Below are 25,192 nucleotides of genomic sequence, written 5' to 3' on the forward strand. Positions count from 1 at the left end.
TGGCTTCTTCCTTCTTTTGCGCCTCATCAATCGCTAGATGCAGTCGCACTTGATCCTTCTTTACCTCTAATACGGTCCCTTCAATCGCTGTGCCTGGAAGGGAGGGAATGCTTAGTCTCCCTTGACGAATGCCTGCCTCCGACAGCAAATGGTATTCATAGCTAAGCACACCTCGTTGCATGCGGGCCATGGACTTTGCCACAACTAGCTCCTTGTTTTGGATCAGGACACGGTCACCAAGTGCTAATGTTTTTTTCGATTCAATTATATACGATACCGTATCCCGCTCCTCCATCGGTCGTTCGATGTCATTGTGTAGCGTATGTAAATAGATGGAGCGATCCTTAGCGATGGTATAGCTAGTAGCGGACAGCTTTTCTACTTGTCCTTCCGGCAGACCAAACCAGAGCTTGGGCGTATCGGCATCTACTGCGGGTACCAGTACCGTGCGAAAATGAGAGGCCATACGCTGTAAGAACTGCCAGTCTGTCTCCTTATATTGTAATATAAACTGCTTGATAGGAGTAGCCTTTGACGCCGTATCTATGACGTCCGCTCCGGGATGAGCAGCGAGCACTTGCTCAAGCATTTTACTATACGTCAGCTTATCGTGCTGGAAGGAACGCGCATTTCGTTTACAATCTAACGTGAATGTTGACGACACAGCTTCAAGTTCAATTTGATAGACGCCTCTTACCATACGAACCGCCACTTCGGTTACTTGTCCCTTAAAAAGTGGGCGCACGCGCTGGCCATTGTTCTTTTGGTAGAGCTCTATACGATCTGCACTACTAGCAAGCTGCAGACAACTATCTTTCTTTTCCTCGGGGATTATTCCCGTAATGGATAACCTTGCATGGTCATTAACGGTTTGTATCAGGCTGATATCATGCAACGTCTGGACTTCATAGGGGGATACGAGATCGAGTTCTCCGTACCCAATCACTTCCTCATACGTCTTCACATGAATTCCCTTCTTTCCTCAGGGGATGGCGGCTTATTCCTGACCGTCATCTTCTACTTTAATGGTCCCGCAATAGAGGCACATATTGATAGATTGATTGATGAGTGCGGGGGATTTCTCAATCAACTGATCTGCTTTGCCATTAATCCATGGCATCGTGATAACAGGTGTGCAGGGCATTGGTGTCAGGACACCGTTATTCGCTGCTGTAGCTGCTGCGACCGTTGGATTGGATAATGTTTGGCATAAGCCAAAGGGTTGAATATTGACACCCGGTTTAAAATCCATCGTATTCATCTGTGCCTTGTTCTTCACGTAAACGCCGTGGCTTACGGGCATCTGTAAACTACTTGTTTGATCTCCCTGAGAGCATGATAATTTGGCGCCTGCTACTACATAGCTGCGCTGCTCGTCGCCCTTTGTTTGCATTTCGTCTGCCATCGAGAACCTTCCTTTCTATATGAATCGTGCATTCGCGTCCGTTTGAAGTGTTTCTTTATTTGCTTAACAAACAGAACTCAAACGTGTGGAGTAAATGCCTAGACTTTGATTAGAAAATTTATAGTACCTTGTATCAGAACATTAGAATTTCTTCTTTTTTCTCTTGTCCTTCCTCAAACAACTCTTTATAAATAACTTTTTTCTTGCTATCCTCTAGCTGACCAATTGAAATTTGTAACACCTGTTTTGTATTTTCTCCACCCATACGATAGAAATGACCGTTCCATTTGCCTGTAATTTTTTGTGCATCAGAAGCTACGATTTCCTCTACATATGTTAAGTCACCTAAATCGCTTGTTAGCGTGTTGCCATCCGCACTAATTGTCAGCTCCTTAACAATGGAAGCTGTTGGATTTTGAATCGTTGGCTGTTCATCAGCTGTTGTAATGGTGATGTCGCTTTCACCAACTTTTCCAAGCTGGAAGTGTTCATTTGCCTCTAGTAAAAACTTGTACTCATTTTCTGTAATGCCTAGTTTTTCATCGTAGGGCAGAATCTCGCCTTCAGCTAAGCCACCTACTGTCTCTAAATACCATGCTTCATTTTTTGCAAGAGACGCCTGCATAGTTTCTGTGATTTTTTCCATCTTTTCATTTAAATCTGCAGGTAGACCGATTGCCATAACATCCGCTTTGTATGACCCTTCTGCAAAAATTTTAGCGAGATTCGCTTTGCTATTATCTACTTTTTCTTTAGCTGCGCTTTCCTGTCCAGCTACTTGTTCTTTTTTCTCACCTTTTTCAGCTTCATCTGAGCCACAGCCTGCTAGTACTAATGCTGCGAACATAACTGAAATCCATTTGCTTTTCATGATTACTTCTCTCCAAATCTAGTTATATGAAATACTGCAATCTGTTCCGCTAAACGTCGCGTTCCATGTTCCCTCAGTTTGCACCTTTAGCAAGCGAATGCCTCGAAAAGCTCGGCGCAGTATGCTTTCTGCGAGCTCGATATTAACGATGAGATAATCCTCTTTAATACCGGCAATTTTAAAGATGGTATACGGGGCAGCTAACGCCTCATCGATAACCAATTTTTTCAAAGTTCCATCTAGATGGAACTCTGTTTGAGCTGAAAGACAAGCCACTTGTGGTGGAATGATGAGCCAATATAATACCTGTTTTAACTTGGCCTGTTCCATTAAAATTACAGGTTTGATTGGTAGTCGAGGTTCGTATTTTTCGACTAATTGTTTAACAGGGTCTGCTAATAGAGCAATAGGCTTTGCGATAAAATCGATATAGTCATTGTCATGCTTATTTAAAACTGGGAATTGACGATCAATGTCCTCCAATTCCTCCATTCTTTCCACTGTTAATAATTCTTTTTTGATGACTTGGGCTAGACCAATTGGTTCTACAGCATTCGAGATACGATCATCCTGGGATAGAATAAAATAGTTCATCTTCTATAGGCTCCTTTTTACAACATCTACTTCCAAATGACATTTGCGGCTTGAAACGGATCAAGCTTCAGATGCTCCCGTGCTTCCTGCGAGAATATAGCCCGCTCTAAATTCGCACCTGCAAAATCAGTATTTTTTAGCTTCGCCCCGATAAAACAAGCCCCTCGTAAATTAGCCAACTCGAAGTTCGCCCCTTCTAGATTGGCTTCCGTAAAGCGTACTGGAAGATAACCTGGCATTTCCCACTTCTCTCGATTAGCAAGACCGCTTGCCCCTTGCACCTGTTGGAAATTAGCCCCCTGTAGCTGGCTATTGCTGAAATCCGCTTCATGGATGGCGCTAAAGCTCAAATCTGCTGCCATCAGCTGACTAGCATGTAAGTTAGCGCCAATCAGCAGACTACCTCGCATGTGGCTATGCGATAAATTGGTTTTTTTGAAAAACGCATAGCGTACATCGAGGCTTTCATAGTTGCCTGCGGATAAATCTAAATTGTTAAAGACCTCATACGGATATTCGTCCTCTAGTTTTTGGTCAAGCCAAGCCTTAATTTCTTCCGTATCTTTCTTGGAGAAATCATCACTATAAACAACTTCATTTATATCCATATACTCGCCGATACGAATTTCTACAGTTTCAGCTCTTTCAAGTGCTAAGTATTGTGGGCATCTGATGATGTCAGGCAGTGCATATCTTGCAAGGCTAATGACATACTGATGAAAAAGAGTGGCTTCCTGTAACTTGATGCGCTCTATCTCTGCCAGTGTAATCGCGCCCATGAATGTTTTGCTGTACATAGTTAGCTCTTCTATGAATTGCTCTAAAAAACGAAATGCCCAGTTTGCATCATAGCTCGCTAAAATAGGGTGTAGGTCAAAAAACCATTCTTCATCTGTGCCCTCCACTAGGTAACGATGCTGCCCCTCTAGAAGCTCTGTTCGTAGCATGGAAAAAGTGATATGTCCGATTGGCCCCTTTTGTTGCTGGGATTGTTGTTGTTGCAACTGTAGACAAATGTTTTGAAAAGATTTTTGAAAGTCTTCTGCAAGCTCATCTTTAGAAGCTTGAAAAAAATCTTCTAATGCCAATAAATACTTCAATCGTCTTTTTTCTACTTCGGTTTCATAAAAATGCTGTAAAATTTCCTGTGCTTGCATATACGTCTCCTTCTTTCTTTTTGGTCAGAACGTCTCCCATACGGCTGTTAATTGGCCTTGACTTCTTTGCCGAAAATCTGGACATTGCCGTCCATTGTTATTTTACTTTCTTTGCATTTTAATGAAATTTCTTCCTCTGCAGACAAAAGAATTTTCTTACTGGCATTGACAGAAATATCTGCCGCTGAAATGAGTTTAATGTCCTTCTTGCTAAAAATCTCGATGCCGCTTTCTTCATTTAAGCGGATAAAAATATCGCCATCCTGCGCCGTAATGACAATTTCGCTTGGGCTCATCTTAATTTCTTTACCAAAGGCCGTTCGATAGTATTTAGTAGAAGGATCATCGAGCTTATTCGTCGCACTACTATCTAAATTTTTGCGAATCGAGCTACTTGCAAGCCCCTCTTCTTCTTTATGGCTCGGGAAATATACATGGACATAATCATTGATTTCAGGCATACAATACCAGCCGCTATGCCCCTCAGCTGTATAGCCAGTCGAGTACAAGAACCAATGTGCTTTTTCCTTATCTTGTTTTTCATCGATAGTTAGATGGACCTTGATATGATCCTTGGCCACCTCAAGCACTTTACCCTCAATGGACAGACCAGAAATAGCTTGATTAAAGACTTCGCTTTTGTTCATGCCCTTTTTTGTTGAAAGGCTATAAATATGTTTTAGCAGCCCATCATTCATGGACGTGGATGCTTCAGCTACATAGAGGGTTTGTTCATTAAACGATACATGATCCCCAATATTGAAGACTTTGTCCGTCTCCACCTCATAGTAAAGAAAATCATTTTCTTCCATACCTTCATTACCGTTCTCTATATAGAGGAGATAGTCTGCTAGTTTTTTTCTTGTTGTATGGTGATAGTCTGCAAGCTTACCTTTCGCACTACCAGCAGGAACACCGAAATGAAACTTCGGTTTATCGAAGGTCGCCGCAGGTACTAACCCCGTGTTAAAACGAGAGGCAAGTCGTTTTAAAAATTGCCAATCTGTTTCTCGATACTGCATGGTAAATTTGTCTAATTTATCGCCTTTTGTTGCTTCATCAATAATATCGAGGCCAGGGTAAGCGGGACTCATTAGTTGGAACAAGGATGAGTAGGTCATATCTTTGTGCTGATAGGAGCGACTTTTCGTTTTAATATCAAGTTGATAGCTGTTTGAGGCAGCCTCTACTTCTAGATAGTAAATATCTCGAACCGCTCTCACTTTTATGCTTAAAATCACACCTTTAAATAAAGGAATGGGATTTCCTTGATGATCCAATTGATTGACTGCAATGGCTGCGTTGGCTTCAGTCATTTCGACGTATTTATCTCTTATCTCTTCAGGCACAATACCAGTAAAGCGTAATGTGGCATGCTCATTCATTTTCTTTGTCAGTGTAAGCTCTTGGAGACTGACTAGCTCAAAAGGTAAGACCTGTAAATTGTGATACGCTGTGACGGATACGCTCATTACTGTGCCCCTCCATTCATTCCATTAGGAGTAAATTGCAAGGTTTCCATCATCGCCCTTGCGATAGGACGCCAATCCTCAAGATCCTCCTCCATACAATTGAAAGTACCAATGAGCGCTTGTCCATCTATAGAAGCAAAGAACATTAAATTAAAAATATCGCCATCTATAGCAGGTGTTATCACTTCGATAAAGCCAATTGTTTTGTCATTAATTTCTATCACATCTGTGTCTAACCATTCCGCTGATGGCTGGGCTTGTTCGAGAACGTCAATCATGTTTTCTTGAAACTCAGCAACCCCTGCTTCTGTTAAAACATGTGGTGTCATGTTGAAGGCTAGATTGATCGTTGTCGATTCATCTGTATAAATAATATTCGGCCTACGTTCCGAAGGGTATTTGAGAGATGCCAATTCAGGTAACATGATGGAAAATAGCTTGGGCATTCGTAACGTAATTTTCCCATTCAATATACGTTGGTCGATGACTGGAACATCTTCACCATCAATATCTACAAAGTCCTGGTAAAGGTCAATTGCTTGTAGCTCATGCTGTTCCTCCTGTTGAGGTTCCGGCTCATTTTCTTGTAAAGCCGCTTCCTTTTGGGCTAATTCATGCTTTTCTTGTTCCCGCATTTCATTTCTAAGTGCAAGTATCTTTTCATCTAAAAATTTCAACCTGTTTCACCTTCCCTTTCTTGAACGTATTATCACTAACAGACTTTCATTATTAGTCGACAATCATGCGCTTTGGGCGTCCTAGAGTCTGTCCTGCCTGACGACTGCCGCCCTTTGCTTCCACTAAAATACGACTTAAATATTTATGAATTTGTACATTTGTATACGCTTGGTCTTCCAACCCTAGTCGATTGCTAACGTAAAAGTCAATGACATCCCGTTGCACACGGTCATGATTTAAACATTCCAGCGCAAATGCTATATCATAGGCATTAGAGGGTCTACTTTTCAAAAGCTCGCGCGCAAAAAATTGTAAAATGATTGGATGAGATGTACTTTTTTGTACACCTGCATACTGACAGTGAATAAAATTGACCGTATTATATTCAGTAGCTAAATCGTGAAAATCGACATGTTGTGAACGGAGTCGAGCCCCTGGTTTTAATTTAAAGCGACCTAATTCCAGCTCATTTTTAGCCATTTCCACCGAATCATCGAGAACAATTTGCGTTGTGAAAGATGTAAAGTCTAATTCATTTACTTCTTCAGCAAATTTTATTTTCACCATCGTTTCATGCCCTGTTGCATGATAGGGCAGCTCGTAATCTGAATGAAGTATATAGAGATGATCGTTATACTTGACAATTCCCTGGGTAATAATGAGCGATGTTTCAGCTACAAGGACATTAACCCCAGTGATTATGCCATTTGAATAATCCTTAAAATACAAATCGAGAAAGTCTCTTGGATAATCACGAAGATTTTCAAGCATTTCTCGTTTTAAAATCCTTCCTTTTTGGAAATGTGGATATTGATTGGCAAACATTCTGTCGTTCACCCCTCTCCTCTATTTCAATATTGATGTGACTTACTTTAATCCATCAAAGAAATCCAGTTCAGACAAATCTGTTTCAAAGGCAAAGAAATCTTTCTTACCTATAAATAGTTGCTCTTCTCTTCTCGCTACAGGTACTACATGGAAGCCCCAATGATCTTCTCCTGCAAATACAAAGAATTTTACTTCTCCATTAACGATGGAATCCGTCTCATCTTGTGGAATTTTATCTTGATAGTACGCAGCGATGTTCTCATAAAGAACTGAAACAAAATCTTCTTGTCGATTAAAGTAAATGTATTTATGTGTCGTATGATTGTCACTGCCGCTGAGGTAAAATTCAACTTCCGTGACACCCCAGGGACGTGATATCGTACCGTGAATTTGGTTCAGTCGTTCCAGACTGCTGATGAGCAGTTTTTCCTGACGATTATGCGTAAAGGCACTGACAGCGTAAGGCACTACCGGTGCATGGTTGGTTACATTGGTTTCGATCATGCCTATCTTCTTAGCATTTAAATAGCGAAGTGCGCCTCGTAAACAAGCAAGCTTTAATTCAGGTACTTTTCCAACATTTTCAGCCTTTTGTCTAAATTCAATGCTTCGTCCTGGTACAAATTCCTTTAATGCCTCTCGAAAGGCATCAATTCTACAGGATTGACCCGTCAGTTTAATAATCGAATATTCGCCAAGCAGGCCGTTTTCATAAAAATCTTCTAAAAACTCTCTGACGATATCATAAATATCAGCCTTTATAAGGTGATTAATTTCCTTAATATTGAAATAGACATTAGGATAGTCGTAGACATCTTTGAATTGATTGTTTTCGAGTAGTGACAGACACCAGCGATCCACTGCTGTTACGTTAATATCACTATCCTGATGCAGATCATTTTCTGAATAAAAACGACTTCTTAAAATCCCTGTCTTTCGGAAGAACTCTTTCTTCATCTCATCTGCCATTTCCCATAAGAAATAATAATTATTACGTACACGCAAGTATTCATCGCGCGTTCGATTTTCATATTCTTTAAAACGAGTAGGGATAATGTATTCTGCTTCACGAAAGGCCGTTTCGAATTGTTCATAGACTGCTTCCACACCAAAATCATCAACATGTCTATAAATATCCTTGCCCGGAATATCGATTAATGCATCGATATCATAGGCACTTTTCCCTCGACTATAATAATTCGCAAAAACAATTTTCATAAACTGAAAAATACGGTATGTAATATTATTGCCGCCGAAATTTGTATCTCCATTTTCGTAAGTTGTATGAATATCAATTTTATAAGAGATATGTCCATCCTCGATTTGGAACTTACAGGAAGAAAGGTCGGTTGTACCGCCTCCACAATCGATGACCAGTGCTTTGTATTCCTTGCCATCCGTAAAGCTATTATTCTCTATTTGATTCGCGATGGTATTATAGAGCACAGCCATCCCTTCATCGAGTGCATGTTGTGATTCAATTTGATATTCAGGCAAAATAGCATGAAACATATCAAGAAATTGTGTTTTCAGCTTTACGGGACTTGAAATGTGCAAATGCTTGAATCGACATTTAAATTGATGCTCCGCCATGCGGACAATGTACAGCACAAACTCTCTTAAAATTTGACTTCGTGGAACAAGTGCCGTGTTGCCGTTTGCATCCATCACTTCTTCCAGCTTTGCATAGTTACTGACCCAGCGTTTAATGCCCTGAAATTTTGTTGCAAGCGTTGTATAGCTATTTTTTTTCATGACCTTTAACGCTTCGTAGCCAAAATGATAGCTTACTTGATCTGGATTCGAGCAGTCTGCTACGGTCATAACGGTCGGCACTACTTCAATCCATTCATTTTGATGAAGAGGGTCTGGGAACGCTACAAAGTTGATGCTATTTAACTGAATTCTTTGGTTTAATAAATCATGACTACATGGCGAGGTAACATAATCACTATCTAAATAAACACCTGCCGTTGTATTCGTCGTTCCAAAATCGATTGCAAGAATAGCATTGGTCGTTTCCAGCTGTTTGATTTCCAAATCTGGTAATGGCACTTTATAATAATGAAGATTTGTCGGTGGAAGTGGATTCTCTTGATAGTAAGACTTGTAAATATACTCTGAATCTTGCTTTCTTAAGAAAATACAGCTGTAGTTTTTATTTTTTGTCTCCCGTATGCCGATTGCTTGCTCAGCTGCAAGATAGTAACGATTCGGATATTGGTCATCTTTTATTAGGTTAAGAATTCCGCAAAGCGCAAACTGTTCATTCACTAACAGTACATTGGACTCCACAAGAAAACCGCCTGTTTCTACAAGATACTGGTCTGGCTTATCGATTTTCATTCCTTGATAAAGGCTCATTTTCGCGGGAATTTTTATCTCGCCATTATCAGAAAGGGGCGTTTTTAAATAAGTTTGCATCGCGGCTTCAACTCGTTCAAAGCCCCCATCCTTGTTCTCTTTAATAAGAAGATTTTCTTCAGCACCTCGGTATCTTAATATGGTCTGAATTAGCTGATCTCTTGTCAGTGTATTAATGAGTCCTGTGACAAGCTTTTCCTTATAGCAAATATTTCTAAGCTGAAAGGTTGTCATTTCCATTAATTCCACACGTGTAAATGTCATGTATTTCTTTTCTGTATAGCGCTTATTTGCATACAGTTTATACGAATATTTATTCATCCTGAATCCTCCTCCGCTCTATTCAGTAAAGGGCTATTCGATCCAGCTTCATTGTCTCCTCTGCACCAATTATGCCAAAGTGATTTTGCCAATAAACCTCCGTTTTAAAGTTCACTGGCAGGAAGATTTCTTGAACAAGTCGTACTTTCATCTCGTTAAGCTCTGACTTCTTTTGGCCAATATATAGAAGTAGCTCATCTTGTTCCTCTGACTTAACATAAATCATGCAATGTTTAAAAAGCCTTTTCATCGTATCCTTTAACAGGTAAATTTCATCACCTGTTTGATATAATCTTAAAATATTTAGCACGACCATCTCTTTTTCCTTTTTTGTAAATGCATGCATGTTGTCCCTCACCGTATTGCCAAATACATTTGCGTCGATTTCTCTGAGGATGAATTGTATAGAGAACTCTCGTTTATTCATGCCTTGCATTCGATCGATTTCTGCCAGAAAATGCAGGACAAAATCCAAGAAATACTCCCTTAGCTCTAAGTCATTCATGTTATCTGGATGAAATAGGTTTTTAAAGATTTCATAATAACGATAATAGGGATTTACTTCGACCTGTTGTTCTAGATGTTGTGCATTCAATAATTGTGGGCTAAGTTCCATATAGGGTGAAAAGTCTTTGGCAAGAAGAAACTGGATATCCTTTTTCGCAAAGCCCTCATCCTCGGCTCTAATAAGCAAGTCCCAAATATAATTCATAGCCATATACCTTCGCATCTATATTCAAAGAAGTGTCTTTGCACTTCCGAAACAAGGAAGCTTAAAATATCATTTGAAATAAAACTTTTTTCCTCTTTTGCCGTAAATTGCAACAACATGACTTTCTTGTTACTTTTCTCTCCTATTACATCTAATAAGGACGGATCTGTAGAATGACTGAAGCTTGTTCCTTGGAATGATTCCATTATTTCTACATTTGCCAGCTCTATCTTTTCAGCAATTTCAAAGGAATTGACAAGTCTTATGATTTCACCCTTTGTTTTCACATTGGCTGAATATTTACTTGCATACTTGTGCATAAAACGATCCGTTCTGCGATTAGACACAAGTGGATAATTCAGTTTTCCAATTTTCTCTTCTTCTATTTGCGCTATTTTTAATAATTGCCAAATACCGGATTTGTCCTGTGGTGAAACAATGGTTATTTCATTTTCTAAGCGTTTCACATAACGTACATTTTCCTCTTGTGTATCTACGAGATAGCCATGGTGACTTCCGGTCTTTCGAAGGGAAAGAACATGCTCATAATTCACTTTATCGACGGCTGGGGTGGGGAATCCTACATTCTTCACCGCATGTCTTTCAATATTCCATAGCGGCACCATATCCAGACGCTTTTTATGCTCAAATTCTTGTAAATCCATGGTGAATTCAATAATTTCGGCATCCTCGTTTAAAGGAGGGCTATCGACGAGAACAACATCAAAAAATTTATGGGCATAGGGGTGATTGATGGTTTTCCACGGTAGGCCATTTATTTGAAAAATGGGATATAGCTTGTCTATCTCTTCCAAATAAGTTGTATTCTTTTGAAGACTTACCTTTATGTCGACTTGTCCTTGCGTCGTTAAAAGTTTGCCAGCAAAGTAGCGCTGCTGCGTAAGTAACTGCTGGATTTGTCTAGAATCACACTGTAAAAATAATGTGAGCAGGACAAATGTTTCATTTTTCCTAAGTGCTTCAAGCATTTTTCCGATATGGATTTGTTTCTGTTCAAGATCAGATGGAAGCATAGGGAATAAGCAATCATGAATGGGATCGACATCTTCCTTTGTACTGAGTGTTACAAAAATATCGTGCTTATTCTCCAAATCTTCCATTTCGTTGAATATGCGCTCCTCAAGCTTTTTGTTCATTTCATCCTGATAATCGACTAAATTGACAAAGACGCCACTGACAATATCCTTTAGCAGTTGACGTTGCTCTAGATTTTCTATTTTACGTAACCGTTCAAACATGAGCTCTTTTATCACTTTACTTTCCTTCTTTCTCAGTATTTGAATTCTGATCGGCCGCTGTCGCTTCATCCATTGGCGGTTCCGCTCCACTGGCTGCTGTATCAGCTGGTTGTGCTTGAGGAACCGGATTTAACTTGTCATTGGCATTCATGATTTTACGTTCGAGACCTAAAACCTTCGCGAGTAAATCTGTCTCTTGATAGATTTCTTGTGCAAGTGTATAGGATTCGATTGCCTGCAAGTATTCTTGTCGTGCATAGCTTTGATCGCCGTTTTTTTCTAATCCTTCCGCTTTCAATTCCTTCTGTGCCTTCTTCAATTCCGCTATTTTTTCTTCTGTTTCTTCAATCTTTACCTTTATTTGAGGTTCACCAGTAAAGGATATAGCAAGTGCCTTCTTTCGTGCTTTTTGATAGGTTTCTAGTGCGCCATTATAGTCCTCTGCCTCAAATCTAAAATCGCCATCCTTTATGCCCTCAACAATTTGAACAATGGAATCCATATTGGTAATTCTTTGTTCAATAACCTCTTTGCCGAAGCTTTTAATAAGCTTGCCTTCCTTTTTGGCCTTCTCATAATGCTCCATTGCGTCAGTAAATTCTCCTGCCTCAGCTGCCTTATCGCCATTAATAATCAGCTGCGTCACTCTTAACTTTCTAGCTAGTAAATTTCTATGTATAGGATCTTTCAATTTCTTGGCGGCATTTCGGCCTTCGCTATATTCCAGTAAAGCATCCGCATAATTTCCATCCTGAAAATTAACGTTACCGGTCTTTTCATGCTCCTTCATCTCTACTGTCAATTCTGCTAATTTTTTTGCTTGTTTTGCTTGATAAAAGATCGTACTTCCTCCAACAATTAATGCTACGATGAGGGCAGCTACAATCATCTTAATGTATTTCATTTTTTTCTTGTTTGTTTCCTGATAAATCTTATTAGCGAAAATAGATGCTATTGTGTAGTTATTGACGACTTTTTTTTGCCTACTTAAAAGTACTTCCTCCAATAGATCTGTATATTGCTCGGGTTCCTTGGCGCCCTCTAATGCGTCTGCCATCTCAATTTCACTAACTTCTTCCCATAATCCCGATGTACAAAGTAGCAATACGTCGCCATCCATTAGCTTGATCTTATTGGAAACGAAAGGTTGAAAACTATTCGGTTTTCCAAGATAATTTAACAGATTCGTTCGTTCATCATGTTGGCTAATATCGAATGAACTGTTCCTGTCATTCACTAGCTCTTGTGCTAGACTTTGATCATTGCTTTTATAGGTCAATAGGCCGTTTCGAAAATGATAGAGTCTTGTGTTCCCTGCCACTGCACAAATCATTTTGGAGTAATCTGATACAACGACGACGATGCTTGCTTTCAGTCTTACTCTTAAGCTTTGCGCTTGTAGTAAGTTTTGCGCATTTTTTATATATTTTTTAATGCTCCTTTTAGACATTGATGGTTTTTCCATAAATTTCTCGAGAATACCCTTTGCCGCTAGCTCTGCACTATTGATTTCCTGATCAGCATCTAGTCCTTTTACAGCCACCCAGCAGGCAACATCGTCTAGCTCTGCATAGGCAAAATAGTCCTTATTCTGCATAAACGAGCCAGCTTCTGATAGAAAGCTTGTTTTGAAATCGCTATTTTCCTTTCTCATGATTATCCTCCTTATTTACTGAGCCAATAATAATCACGCATAAATCAGCATTATGTCCATGTTGTTTCTAGAATGATGATGGTAGCATTGTCTTGATTTTTTAAGCGCTTTTGTTCAACAGCTTTTATCATATTTTGAGCTAAATCATAGGGCGGAGCTTGTTGGGAAAGAATTTTTTCCATTTCAACCTCTGTTAAGGTATCATAGATGCCATCACTAAATAGACATACCTTATCTCCTCTATTAAGCTTTATTGGACTTTTTCCAGTATCTATATTTTTAAATCCTTCATACCCTAAATAATTAATAAGCCTTTTTTTTAATGGATTCTCTTGCACCTCTAGCTGCGAGATTTCCCCTGATATATAACGATCCTTTAATACCGACTCAAAAATATGCTTTTGATTGATTGCTATAAATTCTCCGTTTCGAAAGATTGAAATCACACTATCCCCGACGGCTCCCCAATGTAGAAATCCATGTTCATCAATCACTGCAGCCACGAGTGTAGTGCCCCCATTAGAACCATTTAAATTTTGCACAATCATCTGATTACTGGCCAAAGCCGTATCCTTAAAAAAGGACTGTATATTTGCTAGACTATTAAGCTTCATAAACTCTTGAATAAATGTCGTGACAGCAATCGTACTTGCCATTCGACCGTTAGCCAAGCCACTTATCCCATCTGCAAGTACAGCCATTGTTCCGTTATTCGTTTCAGCTGTAGAAAAATAATCATCCTGCTCGTCACGTCTGCCAACTGTCTGACCATTGCCGATTTCAATCTTTCTCGTTTCAACTTTTTGCACAATAATACTTCTAATGATTAGCAAACCTATGAGTACAATGATAAATCCAAGTACAACTATGTATGGCAGTAACTTCTGTTCCATTAGTCATCATCCCTCACTCTGGTTGTTTTCCCATTCAAAGTGAACACCACATAAAGGAATAAACAGAAACATACTTCTCCCTAACTGGATAACATCGTATGCCGCTAGCTCTGTGGGCGTATAGACTGCTTCATTATTGAGATAAGCTAATCCTGATGCGTCGCCGGGAAGGAGATAGAAATTTCTTTTTTTAGGATCATAGACAATAACAGCATGATTACGTTTGGAAATGGAATTATCTCCAATAATCCGAATGTGCATATCTTCAGCTCTTCCGATAAAGTTCTTTTCAGATAAAATTCGGTAGTCTCTTCCCATTTGAGGACCTTCAATACAAACTAACCAACCTGTAACAGGGTCAATACCATCCATTTCTCCAAGATAGGGCATTGTTTTATCATCCGCTTCCATAACAGCGATGGGTTGGCTAGTACCCTTTGGTTCCTGCTCCACCATCACATTGCAATACGGACAAATATTTCTATGTCTTCTTGAACTAAACATGTGACCATTTGTACATCTAATCAAACTCATTTTCATTTTCCCCCGTCTTTGTTACGAATCTAGATTTTCTTTATTTCACTAAAATACGTGTATTTGCTATGTATATAATATCTCCATGATTTATGCGAGAAGGATTGTCATATTTTAATCTATTTTTAACTCGTTTATTGGATTTTTTAATGCCTACTCCATTAACAGAATCAATATCCTCTATGTACCACATGCCAGAAACACAATTTAAAACAGCATGCTCGTAGTTGATGAGCGATTCATATTCTGTACCACTTAAATCGATGTCCGCTTCTAGTTCGGTTGTGCTTTTTCCTATAAGTAGTGAGGTTTTTCCTTTTACCGACCATTCTTTCATTTCTTTCCCTTGTTCACTGAGAAGGACGATTTTCTGAATGTCTGTATCCGTTATGTCATTTAAAACTTTCTTCGTTTCATACATAATGGATCCATAAACAATGATGATTATCGCTAGTATTGATCCAATAATCGTTTTCAACAGAAAATCTTGATTCATTACGAATACATATAAAATGAAAAAGAAAGCGATGATAACAATTAAAATATCTATGATTCTTAACATCATTTGTTTCTTTTCACTCTGCGCATAGGCTGAATTTTTCATGTCATACACGTTATCACTCTCCCCCACACTGATTGTTCATTTGTTGTTATTTATTAAAAAAGCGCTCAAATAAATCAGTTGTATCTATTGGATTTTTCTTTTTCGATTTATTTTGTGCTGACATTTCTTTCGTTTTCGGATTAAAGCCAAAAAAATGCTCGAAGTTCTTTTCAAGATCATTCATATTAAAATCTTGTTTATTTACAGTGGACTGTTGACGCGATTTATTTGTATGTTCATTTGTATAACTAGCACCTTGTCCTGCTTCATCAAGCCGAGCGTCATAAGCCTCTCTAGAAGCCGTGTCTTTTAGTACTTTGTATGCCTCTTGCACTTCTAAAAAAATCTTTTCCGATTCCTTGTTACCACCGCTTACATCTGGATGATGTTTTTTTGATAGTTTTCTGTATGCAAGTTTTATTTGATCTTGTGTTGCTTGCCTGCTAACGCCTAAAATTTCGTAATGATTTTTCATTAAATTTCATCCCCAGTATTAGGATTATTCAAAATTATCTAAGGAACTATATAGTCCCTTAGATAATTTGGTGTGTTCTATCAAACTACGATTTAGACAGCGTAGCCGCCTTCGATTTTTGCTAAATCTGTTTTGTCTTTCTTTTGTTTGATGAATAAGAAGAATTCGCCAATACCTTCTGTATCGCCGTATCTTTCTGTGTAGTCAACAACAAACGCATTTGGGAAATTAATTTTTCTTACTACTTGATCAGCCGAGATAACTTCTAATGTTACTTTACGGTAACAGTCAGCTTTTTCAGCAGGTACTAATGACCATAATCCTAATTTCATTGTGTCATCAGAATTATCGCCATCTGTTGCAGTAAGGATTTTCCCTTTAATTTTTAAAGTTGCTCCTACATCTGTAGAACGAGCGTTTGAGTCATCCGGCGTATCTGTTTCATACTCAACCGTCATAATACTTTCTAACCCTAGTTCAATTGCTTCTGATCCTTCTACTTTTAATACAAAACCCATACTTATTACCTCCTAGAATTTTTGGAATCAACACTTTAATCTGTTTTTGGTGAAATAGAAAAGTATTAATTTCTCGTCGATTGGATAAAGAAAATCATCGAGAAATATGTAAGTATTTCACCAAATATAGGTTTAAGGAGATTCATATATTTATGTTAAAAGATTTATTCATGAATAAATCTTAAACATCCAACGAATACATCAATGGATAAAAATTTAAGTGAAACTTCAATCAGTGGGTGTTTTTTTATCCCCACTGATTGTTAGTTTAATCAATCGTGCTTTTACGGTCAGCTGAGCGCTCACCTAGTTAACTTGTTCTCTATCTTTTGTGGTGGGCGTCTTATTGACCAGTAAAGCGGGATAAATTTGTAGTTGAAATTATCTTATGCTTTAACTGCGCTTGTGCCTTTTGTAATCATAACTTCAAGGTTCTTCACATTGCCGTTAAATACTAGATCTATTTGACATAAGCTTGTTTTCTCATCAATAATGTAGCCGATATCGTCTCCATCATGGATAACCGAGTTTACATAGCCTTTATCATTGAGCCACTTACTTTTTTGGCTACTTGGATTATTACTAAAGAATCGAACAATATTTTCATGTTTAAAGTCTCCTGATTGGAAACGTAGAATTCGTTCGATATAGGTACTCACTTGTGTTTTGTAGATAGAATCGAATCCATCTTCTTCCATCGCAAGGCTTCTTGCTTTATACACGGTAATACGTTTAATGTCTTTATCTTGAAGCTGTGCGTTTTCTGATGAGAAAACAAAACCAAAGCTTCTACTATTAATGGCGTCTTTTATATTGTTCGTAAAGCCTGAGATCTCTTTTGCCATCGTTGTAACAGCTCTTAAAGAGTTATCTCCTGCTTCAATATCAAATCGAACGCCAGGATAGCTTCTTTTCACATTTCGGAAGGATTCTTTTAGATACTCTGGACATTGATAAGCGGAAACAATACCAGCAGCTACATAACTAGCACCTACATATACGCCCTCTATCCATAGTTTTAAAATATCTTCCTTTTCCTTAGATAGTCTTGCCCCATTTTCCGTTGCCTGCATTCTTGTATCAATAACTACTCCAGATTTATCTTTGGGAATAATAGTGAAGTTCGGGAGGCAAGGGATTGCAAATTCACTGAATTCTTTTCTAACAAGAACAGAACATTTATCGATAAGTCGATCGATACCAGCCGTTGCAATTCCATTGAAAGTTGTCTCTTCTTCAGCCATAAAGTTGAAGAAAATCTGCACTTTATAATCTTTTACAGTGTCAAGCAGCATAGATAAGGATTCCATTGTGTTACCTTCTTGTTTGGCAACTTTTTCGTTTCCTTTAAAACGTGATCTGCTCACTTTCATCTTCCCTGATGCTTCTAGCTCGAGCGATGGCACAATCCCATACCAGACCGTATCAGTAAAGTCATTTTTCGAGTTTACTGTATTTAAATACGTACTTAGTCTTGGGATGTTATTACTTTTAACGAGCATGTCCAACTTTGTATTTGTTACAAGTAACGAAGGCTGCATACCTTTGTTCTTTGTCGCATACTGATCAAAATACATTTTGACGCCTAGTAGTTTTTCAACAAGTGGCTTTACAGTCTTTACAAATTCATCTTTTGCATCTTTATAGAATTCTAAGTATGTATTGTAGTTCTGTACCTCTGTTTCTACATCAAATTCTGCTCTCACTGTTGGTAATGGTGAGAAGGTTCTTACTACCAAATCCTTTACATAAGATGATGGTGATTCGGTAATCGATTCATAATCCTCTTCGAAAACTGTACTTAAACCATAGTTACTGTTTTCTTCAATGACCATTAAATCAGCATTCGTATTTTGAGGTGCTTCGATGATCTTTAATTCACCTGTTTCACCAATAGTAAGCGTTCCGATTTGTAACTTTTCGGATTCATCCTCTTCCTGATTAGCGCCTAGTAAAAGTCTTGTCTTAATATCTTCAATAGCTAGTGGTAGCATCGCCATTACGTTGTTATAATTTCGACTTGCTACTTCAAACATCAGGTTAAGCTTATCCCCAGTATCTAGTTTCTTGGGATCCCCTTCGTCTAACTTGTCATATTCACCATATAAGTAATGGATTTCTTTCCTTACTTGACGAATATCATCCATAACCTTTTTGGGAGAAATCATATCTAAGAGATTTTCAAATTTAAAATCTACATTGGCGATGCCCTGACTGCGTTTCGTATCTATGAGGGTAAATAGCATTTTTAAGAAATCATTATTTTGATCAATTGCGATTTCAGAAATACAATCGTCTTGAATACCTTCTGGTTTTTTTAGTGTATACATAACCTTTTGATTTGCTGCATTGTAGAAAGAGTAGACCGTTGGGGAAAACTTATCTAAAAATTCATCGAAGCTTTTTACAAGAAGATATTGATTAATTTCTTTGATTTTCTCATCACTGAGGCTGTCAATTCCCTTTACATCCCCTACAAGTGTAATTAAGTCCAGCTTTTCTGGATTAATCTCCTCAAAGAGCATTGTTCTGTTTGTTTGATTGATAATCTCCATTTATTCGGCTGTAAATTTCTACAGCCATCCCTCCTTTTATAACGAATTTCGAGTAACCATAACTATTTATAAAACATAACCATTAGTGGTAACATATTTAAACCCAGTAATACTCAGTTATTAAACACTATTTTCATACTAATAAGTAAACAAATGGTACCATAAGGCGAAAAAATCTCTTGCAATTCCTAATCCGACAAATGTTACAGTATGTTATTGGTATGTAAAACTGTATTCACTGAAGAGCCAGTCATATCAGGCGTTACACTAATGACAATATGTATCACAAGTAACTATACATTACGAAAAAATATTGTCAATATTTTCAATAGTATTTTTTTCAATTTGAAATATACAAATGTATTATTAGTAAAAAATAACCATGTTAAATTTCGTGTAAATAATTTTCTAAAAAAGGTATAGAAATGTTGATTTAACAATATTAAACAGCTTATGGATTGATGTTTATTCATCCACAAGCTGCTATAATTCGCCCAACTATGAAACTGTAAAATGATTATATAGATTTATTTTTGTAAATTTATTTATTATTATCGTCAAAATAATACCTAATTTTGTTGACTATACTCTCTGACAACATAGTCAATAATAAAAACTTTAGCGAAAAGCATCTTTTTTTTGCGTTAACGGTTAGACTCCACATGATCATTTTAGACATGATGAAACTCACTTTTTTGTTATATTGTCTGACATTTTTTAAGCTATCCTCTATTATTCTTTGTGGTACATCCATTGGTACAACATCTGTGAGGGAATAGTAAAGTGTTGCAGCTAAAGCGTAGATATCAGTGTATACCCCCTGCTTCGATTTGTCAGAATACTGCTCAAGTGGAGAAAATCCAGGGGTTGTAAATATCTTATGTTGCGTCGCAGTCTTATAAAATATAGCTGAGCCAAAATCGAGTAACTGTGGCTTCCCATGCACATCAACCATAATATTACTTGGTTTTATATCTCGATGCAGAATGCCTTCTTTATGTAGATAATGTAATGCATCAATTAACGGCAGAAAAATATTATTGTACAAATGATTTCTATTGTTAAGCTCATATTTTTTTACATATTGAGCTAACGGCAAGCCTTCATAGTATTTCATGACGATATAACAAGACCCATTTGCTTGAAAATGCTCTATGTACTTAACAATATTTTGATGAACAATTTGCTGTAAGAGAAGTGCCTCATGCAGAAACTCCCCCTTTAGCTCTTCAAATTTTGTCTTTGTAGAGGGCAGTCGATGAATCACAGTTAAATTATCTAAATCACGCAAAGCTAACTCACTTGGATAGAACTCTTTTATAATAAATTGCTCCCCTGAATGAATGTTTTCCCCTTTGTAAACAATTGACAGCTTACTGGAAGAAATAATCTCATTTATTTTATATGTATCTTGTAGGACACAGTTTATGGGTAAGCTTATTTCGTACTGAATAGCATTCATGTGCTTCTACCATCCTTTTTAGCAAAATCCATTTAAAAAATATGTATAGTCGATGACAAAATTAGTATAAGTTCTTAATTGTTATAATTCCAAATTAATGTAATTAATATAAATATATCCCTCTATATTAGCAATTTTCTCGTTAATTGTCAGCGACATACCAATGACTTTTATTGTAATTTCGATTTTTTAGATATAAAACTGGATTGACTTACGAAGCTCGGGGTGGGGCTTGTAAATTCTGGGTGCGCTCAGGTTCGTGCTCGGAGGGGTGGATTGGTCGCCGAGTTGGGGCCTCGGTACGCTCGGGGTGGGACCAGTTGCGCTCGGGTTTGAGCTCGGAACGCTCGGGGTGAGAGCAAATACGCTCGGGTCTCTCTCACTATCGCTCGGGTCCAGACTCGGAACGCTCGGGTTGCTATCAGCATCGCTCAGCTCCGGGCGCAGCACAAAAAAGCTGTCCGAAAAGTAAATATATACTTATCGGACAGCTCTCTATTTTGTTGAAAATTATGCTTTTTGGTAACGAAGCACTGGGGTACGAGCAGCGCGTGTTTCGTCTAAACGTGTTACGACTGTTGTATGTGGTGCTTCTTGCACGATAGATGGGTTTTCTTCTGCTTCTTTAGCGATTTGAATCATGATGTCGCAGAATGCATCTAATGTTTCTTTTGATTCTGTTTCAGTTGGCTCAATCATCAACGCCTCTTCCACGTTTAGTGGGAAGTATGTTGTTGGTGGATGGTAGCCAAAATCTAACAGGCGTTTTGCAATATCCAGTGTACGTACGCCCAGTTTCTTTTGACGACGACCAGATAACACAAATTCATGCTTACAATGACGGTTATATGGTAGGTCGAAGAACGGCTCTAGGCGACGCATCATATAGTTTGCATTTAAAACGGCATATTCCGTTACTGCTTTTAAGCCATCTGGCCCCATAGTACGGATATATGTGTACGCACGTACGTTAATACCAAAGTTACCATAGTAAGGTTTTACGCGTCCAATTGATTGTGGACGTTCGTAATCGAAGTGGTATGATCCCTCTTCTGTTCTTACAAGGACTGGTTTTGGTAGGAACGGAATTAAATCTGCCTTTACGCCCACTGGACCTGAACCTGGACCACCGCCACCATGCGGGCCTGTAAATGTTTTGTGTAAGTTCAAATGCACACAGTCAAAGCCCATGTCGCCAGGGCGCGCTTTACTCATTACTGCGTTTAAGTTAGCTCCATCATAGTAAACTTTACCGCCAACAGCGTGAATCAGCTCGGCCATTTCGATAATATTTTCTTCAAATAAGCCTAGTGTATTTGGATTTGTCAGCATTAATGCAGCTGTATCAGGACCGACTACATTGCGTAAATCTTCAATATCGACTAAGCCATTTTCATCGGATTTTACAGTAATTGTTTCGAAACCAGCAACAGTGGCAGATGCCGGATTTGTACCATGCGCTGAGTCAGGCACGATGACCTTATTACGGTGGCCTTCACCATTCGCCTCATGGAAGGCACGAATCATCATCAATGCTGTCCATTCACCATGTGCGCCTGCTGCAGGTTGTAATGTTACTTCATCCATCCCTGTAATTTCTACTAAAGAAGTTTGTAGGTCATAAAGAAGTTCCATGGCACCTTGTACAGTGGATTCATCTTGTAATGGGTGAACATTCGCAAAGCCAGAAAAACGCGCAACCGCTTCATTAATTTTCGGATTATATTTCATCGTACAAGAGCCTAATGGGTAGAAGCCAGAGTCTACACCGTGGTTTCGACGAGAAAGAGCTGTATAGTGACGCATAATATCTAACTCTGAAACTTCTGGTAATTCAGCTGCTTCGGCACGTAATAAGTTCGCAGGAAGTAAATCTGCAAGATCAACTGCTGGTACATCAAGTGCTTCTAAGCTATACCCTACGCGACCTTCTTTTGTAATTTCAAAAATGAGTGATTGATTTTCGTTATGCATTGAGAGCCCCCATTTCTGCAACAAGTGCATCAATTTCTTCCTTCGTGCGTAATTCAGTTACAGCAATTAACACATGGTGCTTTAAAGATTCATAAGTTTGACCTAATGGATAGCCACCGATAATACCTTTTTCAATTAAGCCTTTATTGATTTCTTTCACGCATTTATTTGTTTTCACGACGATTTCATTAAAGTGTGCGCCTTGGAATGCTACTGTGAAGCCTGCCGCTTCAAAGGCATTTTTTGCATAGCGCGTTTTTGCAATATTTTGCGTAGCCATTTCTCGAACACCTTGCTTACCAAGTGCTGTCATTGCAACTGATGCTGCAAGTGCCAGAAGTGCTTGGTTTGAACAAATATTCGAAGTCGCTTTATCACGACGAATATGCTGTTCGCGTGCTTGTAATGTTAAGACGTAACCGCGTCGACCTTCACCATCCACTGTTTCCCCAATAAGACGGCCAGGAACTTTGCGCATTAATTTTGTTGTAACTGCGAAGAAACCACAGTGTGGACCACCGAAAGCTTCTGCGATACCAAAGACTTGCGCATCCCCAACACAAATATCTGCTCCTAACTTTCCAGGAGGCGTTAAAATACCTAATGCTAGTGGGTTTGAGGAAACAACAAATAAGCTTTTTGCTTCATGTGCAATATCACCGATAACTTGTAAGTCCTCTACTTGACCGAAGAAGTTTGGATATTGTGCAATGACAGCAGCAGTATTGTCATCGATCAGCTCTTTTAATGCGCCAACATCCGTCACACCATCTTTTTGAGGAATTGTTACGATGTCAATAGATTGACCGTAAGCATATGTAGCAACGACATCACGGTATTCAGGGTGAACCGTTTCAGATACTAAAATTTTCTTACGACGTGTATGACCTGCTGCAAGCATACCTGCTTCAGCTAGTGCTGTTCCACCATCGTACATAGAAGAGTTAGCAAGATCCATTCCTGTTAGTTCGGCAATCATCGTTTGGAATTCAAAGATTGCTTGTAATTCACCTTGTGAAATTTCTGGTTGATAAGGTGTATAAGCTGTATAGAACTCTGAGCGCGAGATTACGTGATCCACGATAACCGGTTTATAGTGATTGTAAACGCCTGCACCTAAAAATGATACGTTGGCATTAGTATCTTTATTTTTCGCAGCAAGTGCTGTTAATTCTTTTAACAGTGCTGATTCTGATTTTGCTTCTTGAATGTCATAAAGGCCTTTGAAACGTACTTTTTCTGGGATATCCTCGAATAATTCATCAACTGAGGATACGCCAACTACGTCTAACATTTCTTGTTTATCTTGCTCCGTCATTGGTAAATAACGATGTTTCATAAATGTAGGTCCCTCTTTTCAAATTTTATTTTGAACGCTTGTAAAACGGTGTTGCAACTGTTACTACCTTTAAGTGCTTGCCACGAATTTCAACTTCTAATTCCGTTCCGATAGTTGCGAATTGACTGTCAATTAAGGCGTGACCAACATTACGTTTAGAAGAAGGAAGTTGTGTACCTGTTGTCACTTCACCAATTTCTTCGCCGTCCTTGAACACTTTGTAGCCATGACGTGGAATACCTTTATCAATCATTTCAATCCCAACAAGTTTGCGAGATAACCCATTTTCTTTTTGTGCTACTAATGCATCGTGACCAATAAAGTCATCTTTATTTAATTTCACAGCAAATCCAATACCTGCTTCAAGCGGTGAGATTGTCGCTGATAGCTCTTGACCGTATAGTGGAAGACCCGCTTCAAAACGAAGTGTATCACGACAGCCTAAACCTGCTGGCACAACACCTTTGTCTTTACCGGCTTCTAAGATTTTACCCCAAAGTACTTTAATATCCTCTGGAGAACCGTACAGTTCAAAACCATCTTCTCCTGTGTAACCACTACGAGAAACTAAAGCTTTGTGTCCAGCAATTTCAACGTCTTCTTGGAAGCGGAAATATTTAATGGCACTTAAATCCGACGTTGTTAATGTTTGAAGAACTTCTTCTGCTAATGGACCTTGTAGGGCAATTTGCGCATAAGCATCGGATTGATTGTCGATTGTGACCTCGTATTGGTGCTGATTTTCTAACATCCAGTCATAATCTTTTTCAATATTCGCTGCATTGACACATAACAAATAATGATTGTCAGCTAATTTATATGTTAGTAAATCATCGACAACGCCACCATCTTCATAGCACATTGCATTGTATTGCGCTTGACCTGTAGCAATTTTTGAAATGTCATTTGACAAAAGATTTTGTAAAAATTCTAGTGCTTCAGGACCTGTTACTAAAATTTCTCCCATGTGCGAGACATCAAATAAGCCTGCGCGACTACGCACGGCATCATGCTCATCTTTAATAGAAGAGAATTGCACTGGTAGTTCCCATCCACCGAAGTCAATTGTTTTACCACCAAACTTTGCGTATTCATCAAATAGAGGTGTACGTTGTAATTCATTCGTCATTAGTATTGCCCCCTTATTGTTAGTATCATTTTTACTGGTAGTAGTTCGTCTGTTTTTCCACATAAAAAAAGACAGACGAACCCCTTTTCGGGATTCTCTGTCCTTGCACCTGAAAGTTACACCAGACTGACTCGCATTTTCTTGATTGCCAATCAGCAGGCTTTCCCCTTTGGTGGCTGTTGTACTACAGCTCTCTCCAGAGTTGCGTCTTGTACGAGTCCTTTTACCTGAGAGATTCATAGCCCTTAGCTATTTGCTCCTTCGGTGGCGTCTATACGCGCTCTCCCCGCACAATCATCCGCCCAAGAATCATCTTGGTACTATTTAGTATTCAATGAACTTAAGTTACCTTATTAGTCTATATCCTAACATTGATTGTATTGAAAAGGCAATC

At 38.6% G+C, this 25,192-nt stretch carries 22 protein-coding genes and 1 riboswitch; all 22 genes read right to left on the bottom strand.

Annotated features, from left to right (window positions below):
• A partial coding sequence (locus tag H131_RS13815; protein ID WP_473222651.1) for a contractile injection system protein, VgrG/Pvc8 family occupies positions 1-700 on the bottom strand: 700 nt, incomplete at its 3' end.
• A gap of 297 nt (positions 701-997) precedes the next feature.
• Positions 998-1,405 (bottom strand): DUF4280 domain-containing protein, encoded by a 408-nt coding sequence (locus H131_RS13820; protein WP_010859790.1) that lies wholly within the window; start codon positions 1,403-1,405, stop codon positions 998-1,000.
• Between the two features lie 133 nt (positions 1,406-1,538).
• Positions 1,539-2,276: a hypothetical protein gene (locus tag H131_RS13825; RefSeq protein WP_010859791.1), complete on the bottom strand. Its 738-nt coding sequence runs from the start codon at positions 2,274-2,276 to the stop codon at positions 1,539-1,541.
• 18 nt (positions 2,277-2,294) lie between these two features.
• The gene (locus H131_RS13830; protein ID WP_010859792.1) at positions 2,295-2,870 is read right to left on the bottom strand and encodes a hypothetical protein; all 576 of its coding nucleotides are present in this window, start codon (positions 2,868-2,870) and stop codon (positions 2,295-2,297) included.
• 26 nt (positions 2,871-2,896) lie between these two features.
• Positions 2,897-4,027 carry a pentapeptide repeat-containing protein gene (locus H131_RS13835; protein ID WP_010859793.1) on the bottom strand — a complete coding sequence of 377 codons (1,131 nt, stop codon included), beginning with the start codon at positions 4,025-4,027 and terminating at the stop codon, positions 2,897-2,899.
• 47 nt (positions 4,028-4,074) lie between these two features.
• On the bottom strand, positions 4,075-5,499 hold the full coding sequence (locus tag H131_RS13840; RefSeq protein ID WP_010859794.1) for a hypothetical protein: 1,425 nt from the start codon (positions 5,497-5,499) through the stop codon (positions 4,075-4,077).
• Positions 5,499-6,176: a hypothetical protein gene (locus H131_RS13845; protein WP_010859795.1), complete on the bottom strand. Its 678-nt coding sequence runs from the start codon at positions 6,174-6,176 to the stop codon at positions 5,499-5,501. The genes H131_RS13840 and H131_RS13845 overlap by 1 nt, the downstream gene beginning before the upstream one ends.
• 52 nt (positions 6,177-6,228) lie before the next feature.
• Positions 6,229-7,014, bottom strand: a complete 786-nt coding sequence (locus H131_RS13850) for a DNA and RNA helicase (protein WP_419185151.1) — start codon at positions 7,012-7,014, stop codon at positions 6,229-6,231.
• 30 nt (positions 7,015-7,044) lie between these two features.
• Complete coding sequence (locus tag H131_RS13855) at positions 7,045-9,690, bottom strand: acetate and sugar kinases/Hsc70/actin family protein (RefSeq protein WP_010859797.1); 2,646 nt, start codon at positions 9,688-9,690, stop codon at positions 7,045-7,047.
• Positions 9,691-9,712: 22 nt separating this feature from the next.
• Positions 9,713-10,408, bottom strand: a complete 696-nt coding sequence (locus H131_RS13860; protein ID WP_036130326.1) for a hypothetical protein — start codon at positions 10,406-10,408, stop codon at positions 9,713-9,715.
• Positions 10,399-11,676 (bottom strand): hypothetical protein, encoded by a 1,278-nt coding sequence (locus tag H131_RS13865; protein ID WP_010859799.1) that lies wholly within the window; start codon positions 11,674-11,676, stop codon positions 10,399-10,401. Before H131_RS13865 ends, H131_RS13860 begins: the two co-directional genes overlap by 10 nt.
• Before the next feature lies 1 nt (position 11,677).
• Positions 11,678-13,315 carry a PP2C family protein-serine/threonine phosphatase gene (locus H131_RS13870; RefSeq protein ID WP_010859800.1) on the bottom strand — a complete coding sequence of 546 codons (1,638 nt, stop codon included), beginning with the start codon at positions 13,313-13,315 and terminating at the stop codon, positions 11,678-11,680.
• Positions 13,316-13,365: 50 nt separating this feature from the next.
• Complete coding sequence (locus H131_RS13875) at positions 13,366-14,208, bottom strand: PP2C family protein-serine/threonine phosphatase (protein WP_010859801.1); 843 nt, start codon at positions 14,206-14,208, stop codon at positions 13,366-13,368.
• A gap of 6 nt (positions 14,209-14,214) precedes the next feature.
• The gene (locus H131_RS13880; RefSeq protein ID WP_010859802.1) at positions 14,215-14,742 is read right to left on the bottom strand and encodes an FHA domain-containing protein; all 528 of its coding nucleotides are present in this window, start codon (positions 14,740-14,742) and stop codon (positions 14,215-14,217) included.
• A gap of 40 nt (positions 14,743-14,782) precedes the next feature.
• A complete protein-coding gene (locus H131_RS13885; protein WP_036131520.1) occupies positions 14,783-15,346 on the bottom strand; it encodes an FHA domain-containing protein in 564 nt (187 codons plus the stop codon).
• A 46-nt stretch (positions 15,347-15,392) separates the two neighbouring features.
• Entirely contained in the window at positions 15,393-15,821 is a 429-nt protein-coding gene (locus H131_RS13890) for a J domain-containing protein (RefSeq protein WP_010859804.1), read from the bottom strand.
• A gap of 92 nt (positions 15,822-15,913) precedes the next feature.
• Positions 15,914-16,339, bottom strand: a complete 426-nt coding sequence (locus H131_RS13895) for a hypothetical protein (RefSeq protein WP_010859805.1) — start codon at positions 16,337-16,339, stop codon at positions 15,914-15,916.
• A 386-nt stretch (positions 16,340-16,725) separates the two neighbouring features.
• A complete protein-coding gene (locus H131_RS13900) occupies positions 16,726-18,894 on the bottom strand; it encodes a hypothetical protein (protein WP_010859806.1) in 2,169 nt (722 codons plus the stop codon).
• A gap of 541 nt (positions 18,895-19,435) precedes the next feature.
• Positions 19,436-20,356, bottom strand: a complete 921-nt coding sequence (locus H131_RS13905; protein WP_010859807.1) for a serine/threonine protein kinase — start codon at positions 20,354-20,356, stop codon at positions 19,436-19,438.
• A 510-nt stretch (positions 20,357-20,866) separates the two neighbouring features.
• Positions 20,867-22,330 carry an aminomethyl-transferring glycine dehydrogenase subunit GcvPB gene (gene gcvPB, locus H131_RS13910; protein ID WP_010859808.1) on the bottom strand — a complete coding sequence of 488 codons (1,464 nt, stop codon included), beginning with the start codon at positions 22,328-22,330 and terminating at the stop codon, positions 20,867-20,869.
• The gene (gcvPA, locus tag H131_RS13915; protein WP_010859809.1) at positions 22,323-23,669 is read right to left on the bottom strand and encodes an aminomethyl-transferring glycine dehydrogenase subunit GcvPA; all 1,347 of its coding nucleotides are present in this window, start codon (positions 23,667-23,669) and stop codon (positions 22,323-22,325) included. The genes gcvPB and gcvPA overlap by 8 nt, the downstream gene beginning before the upstream one ends.
• Before the next feature lie 25 nt (positions 23,670-23,694).
• Positions 23,695-24,798: a glycine cleavage system aminomethyltransferase GcvT gene (gene gcvT, locus H131_RS13920; protein ID WP_010859810.1), complete on the bottom strand. Its 1,104-nt coding sequence runs from the start codon at positions 24,796-24,798 to the stop codon at positions 23,695-23,697.
• A 205-nt stretch (positions 24,799-25,003) separates the two neighbouring features.
• Positions 25,004-25,096, bottom strand: a riboswitch (glycine riboswitch).
• Positions 25,097-25,192: the final 96 nt, after the last annotated feature.

Origin of the sequence: Lysinibacillus sphaericus OT4b.31, assembly GCF_000392615.1 — a bacterium.
Lineage (GTDB): Bacteria > Bacillota > Bacilli > Bacillales_A > Planococcaceae > Lysinibacillus > Lysinibacillus sphaericus_B.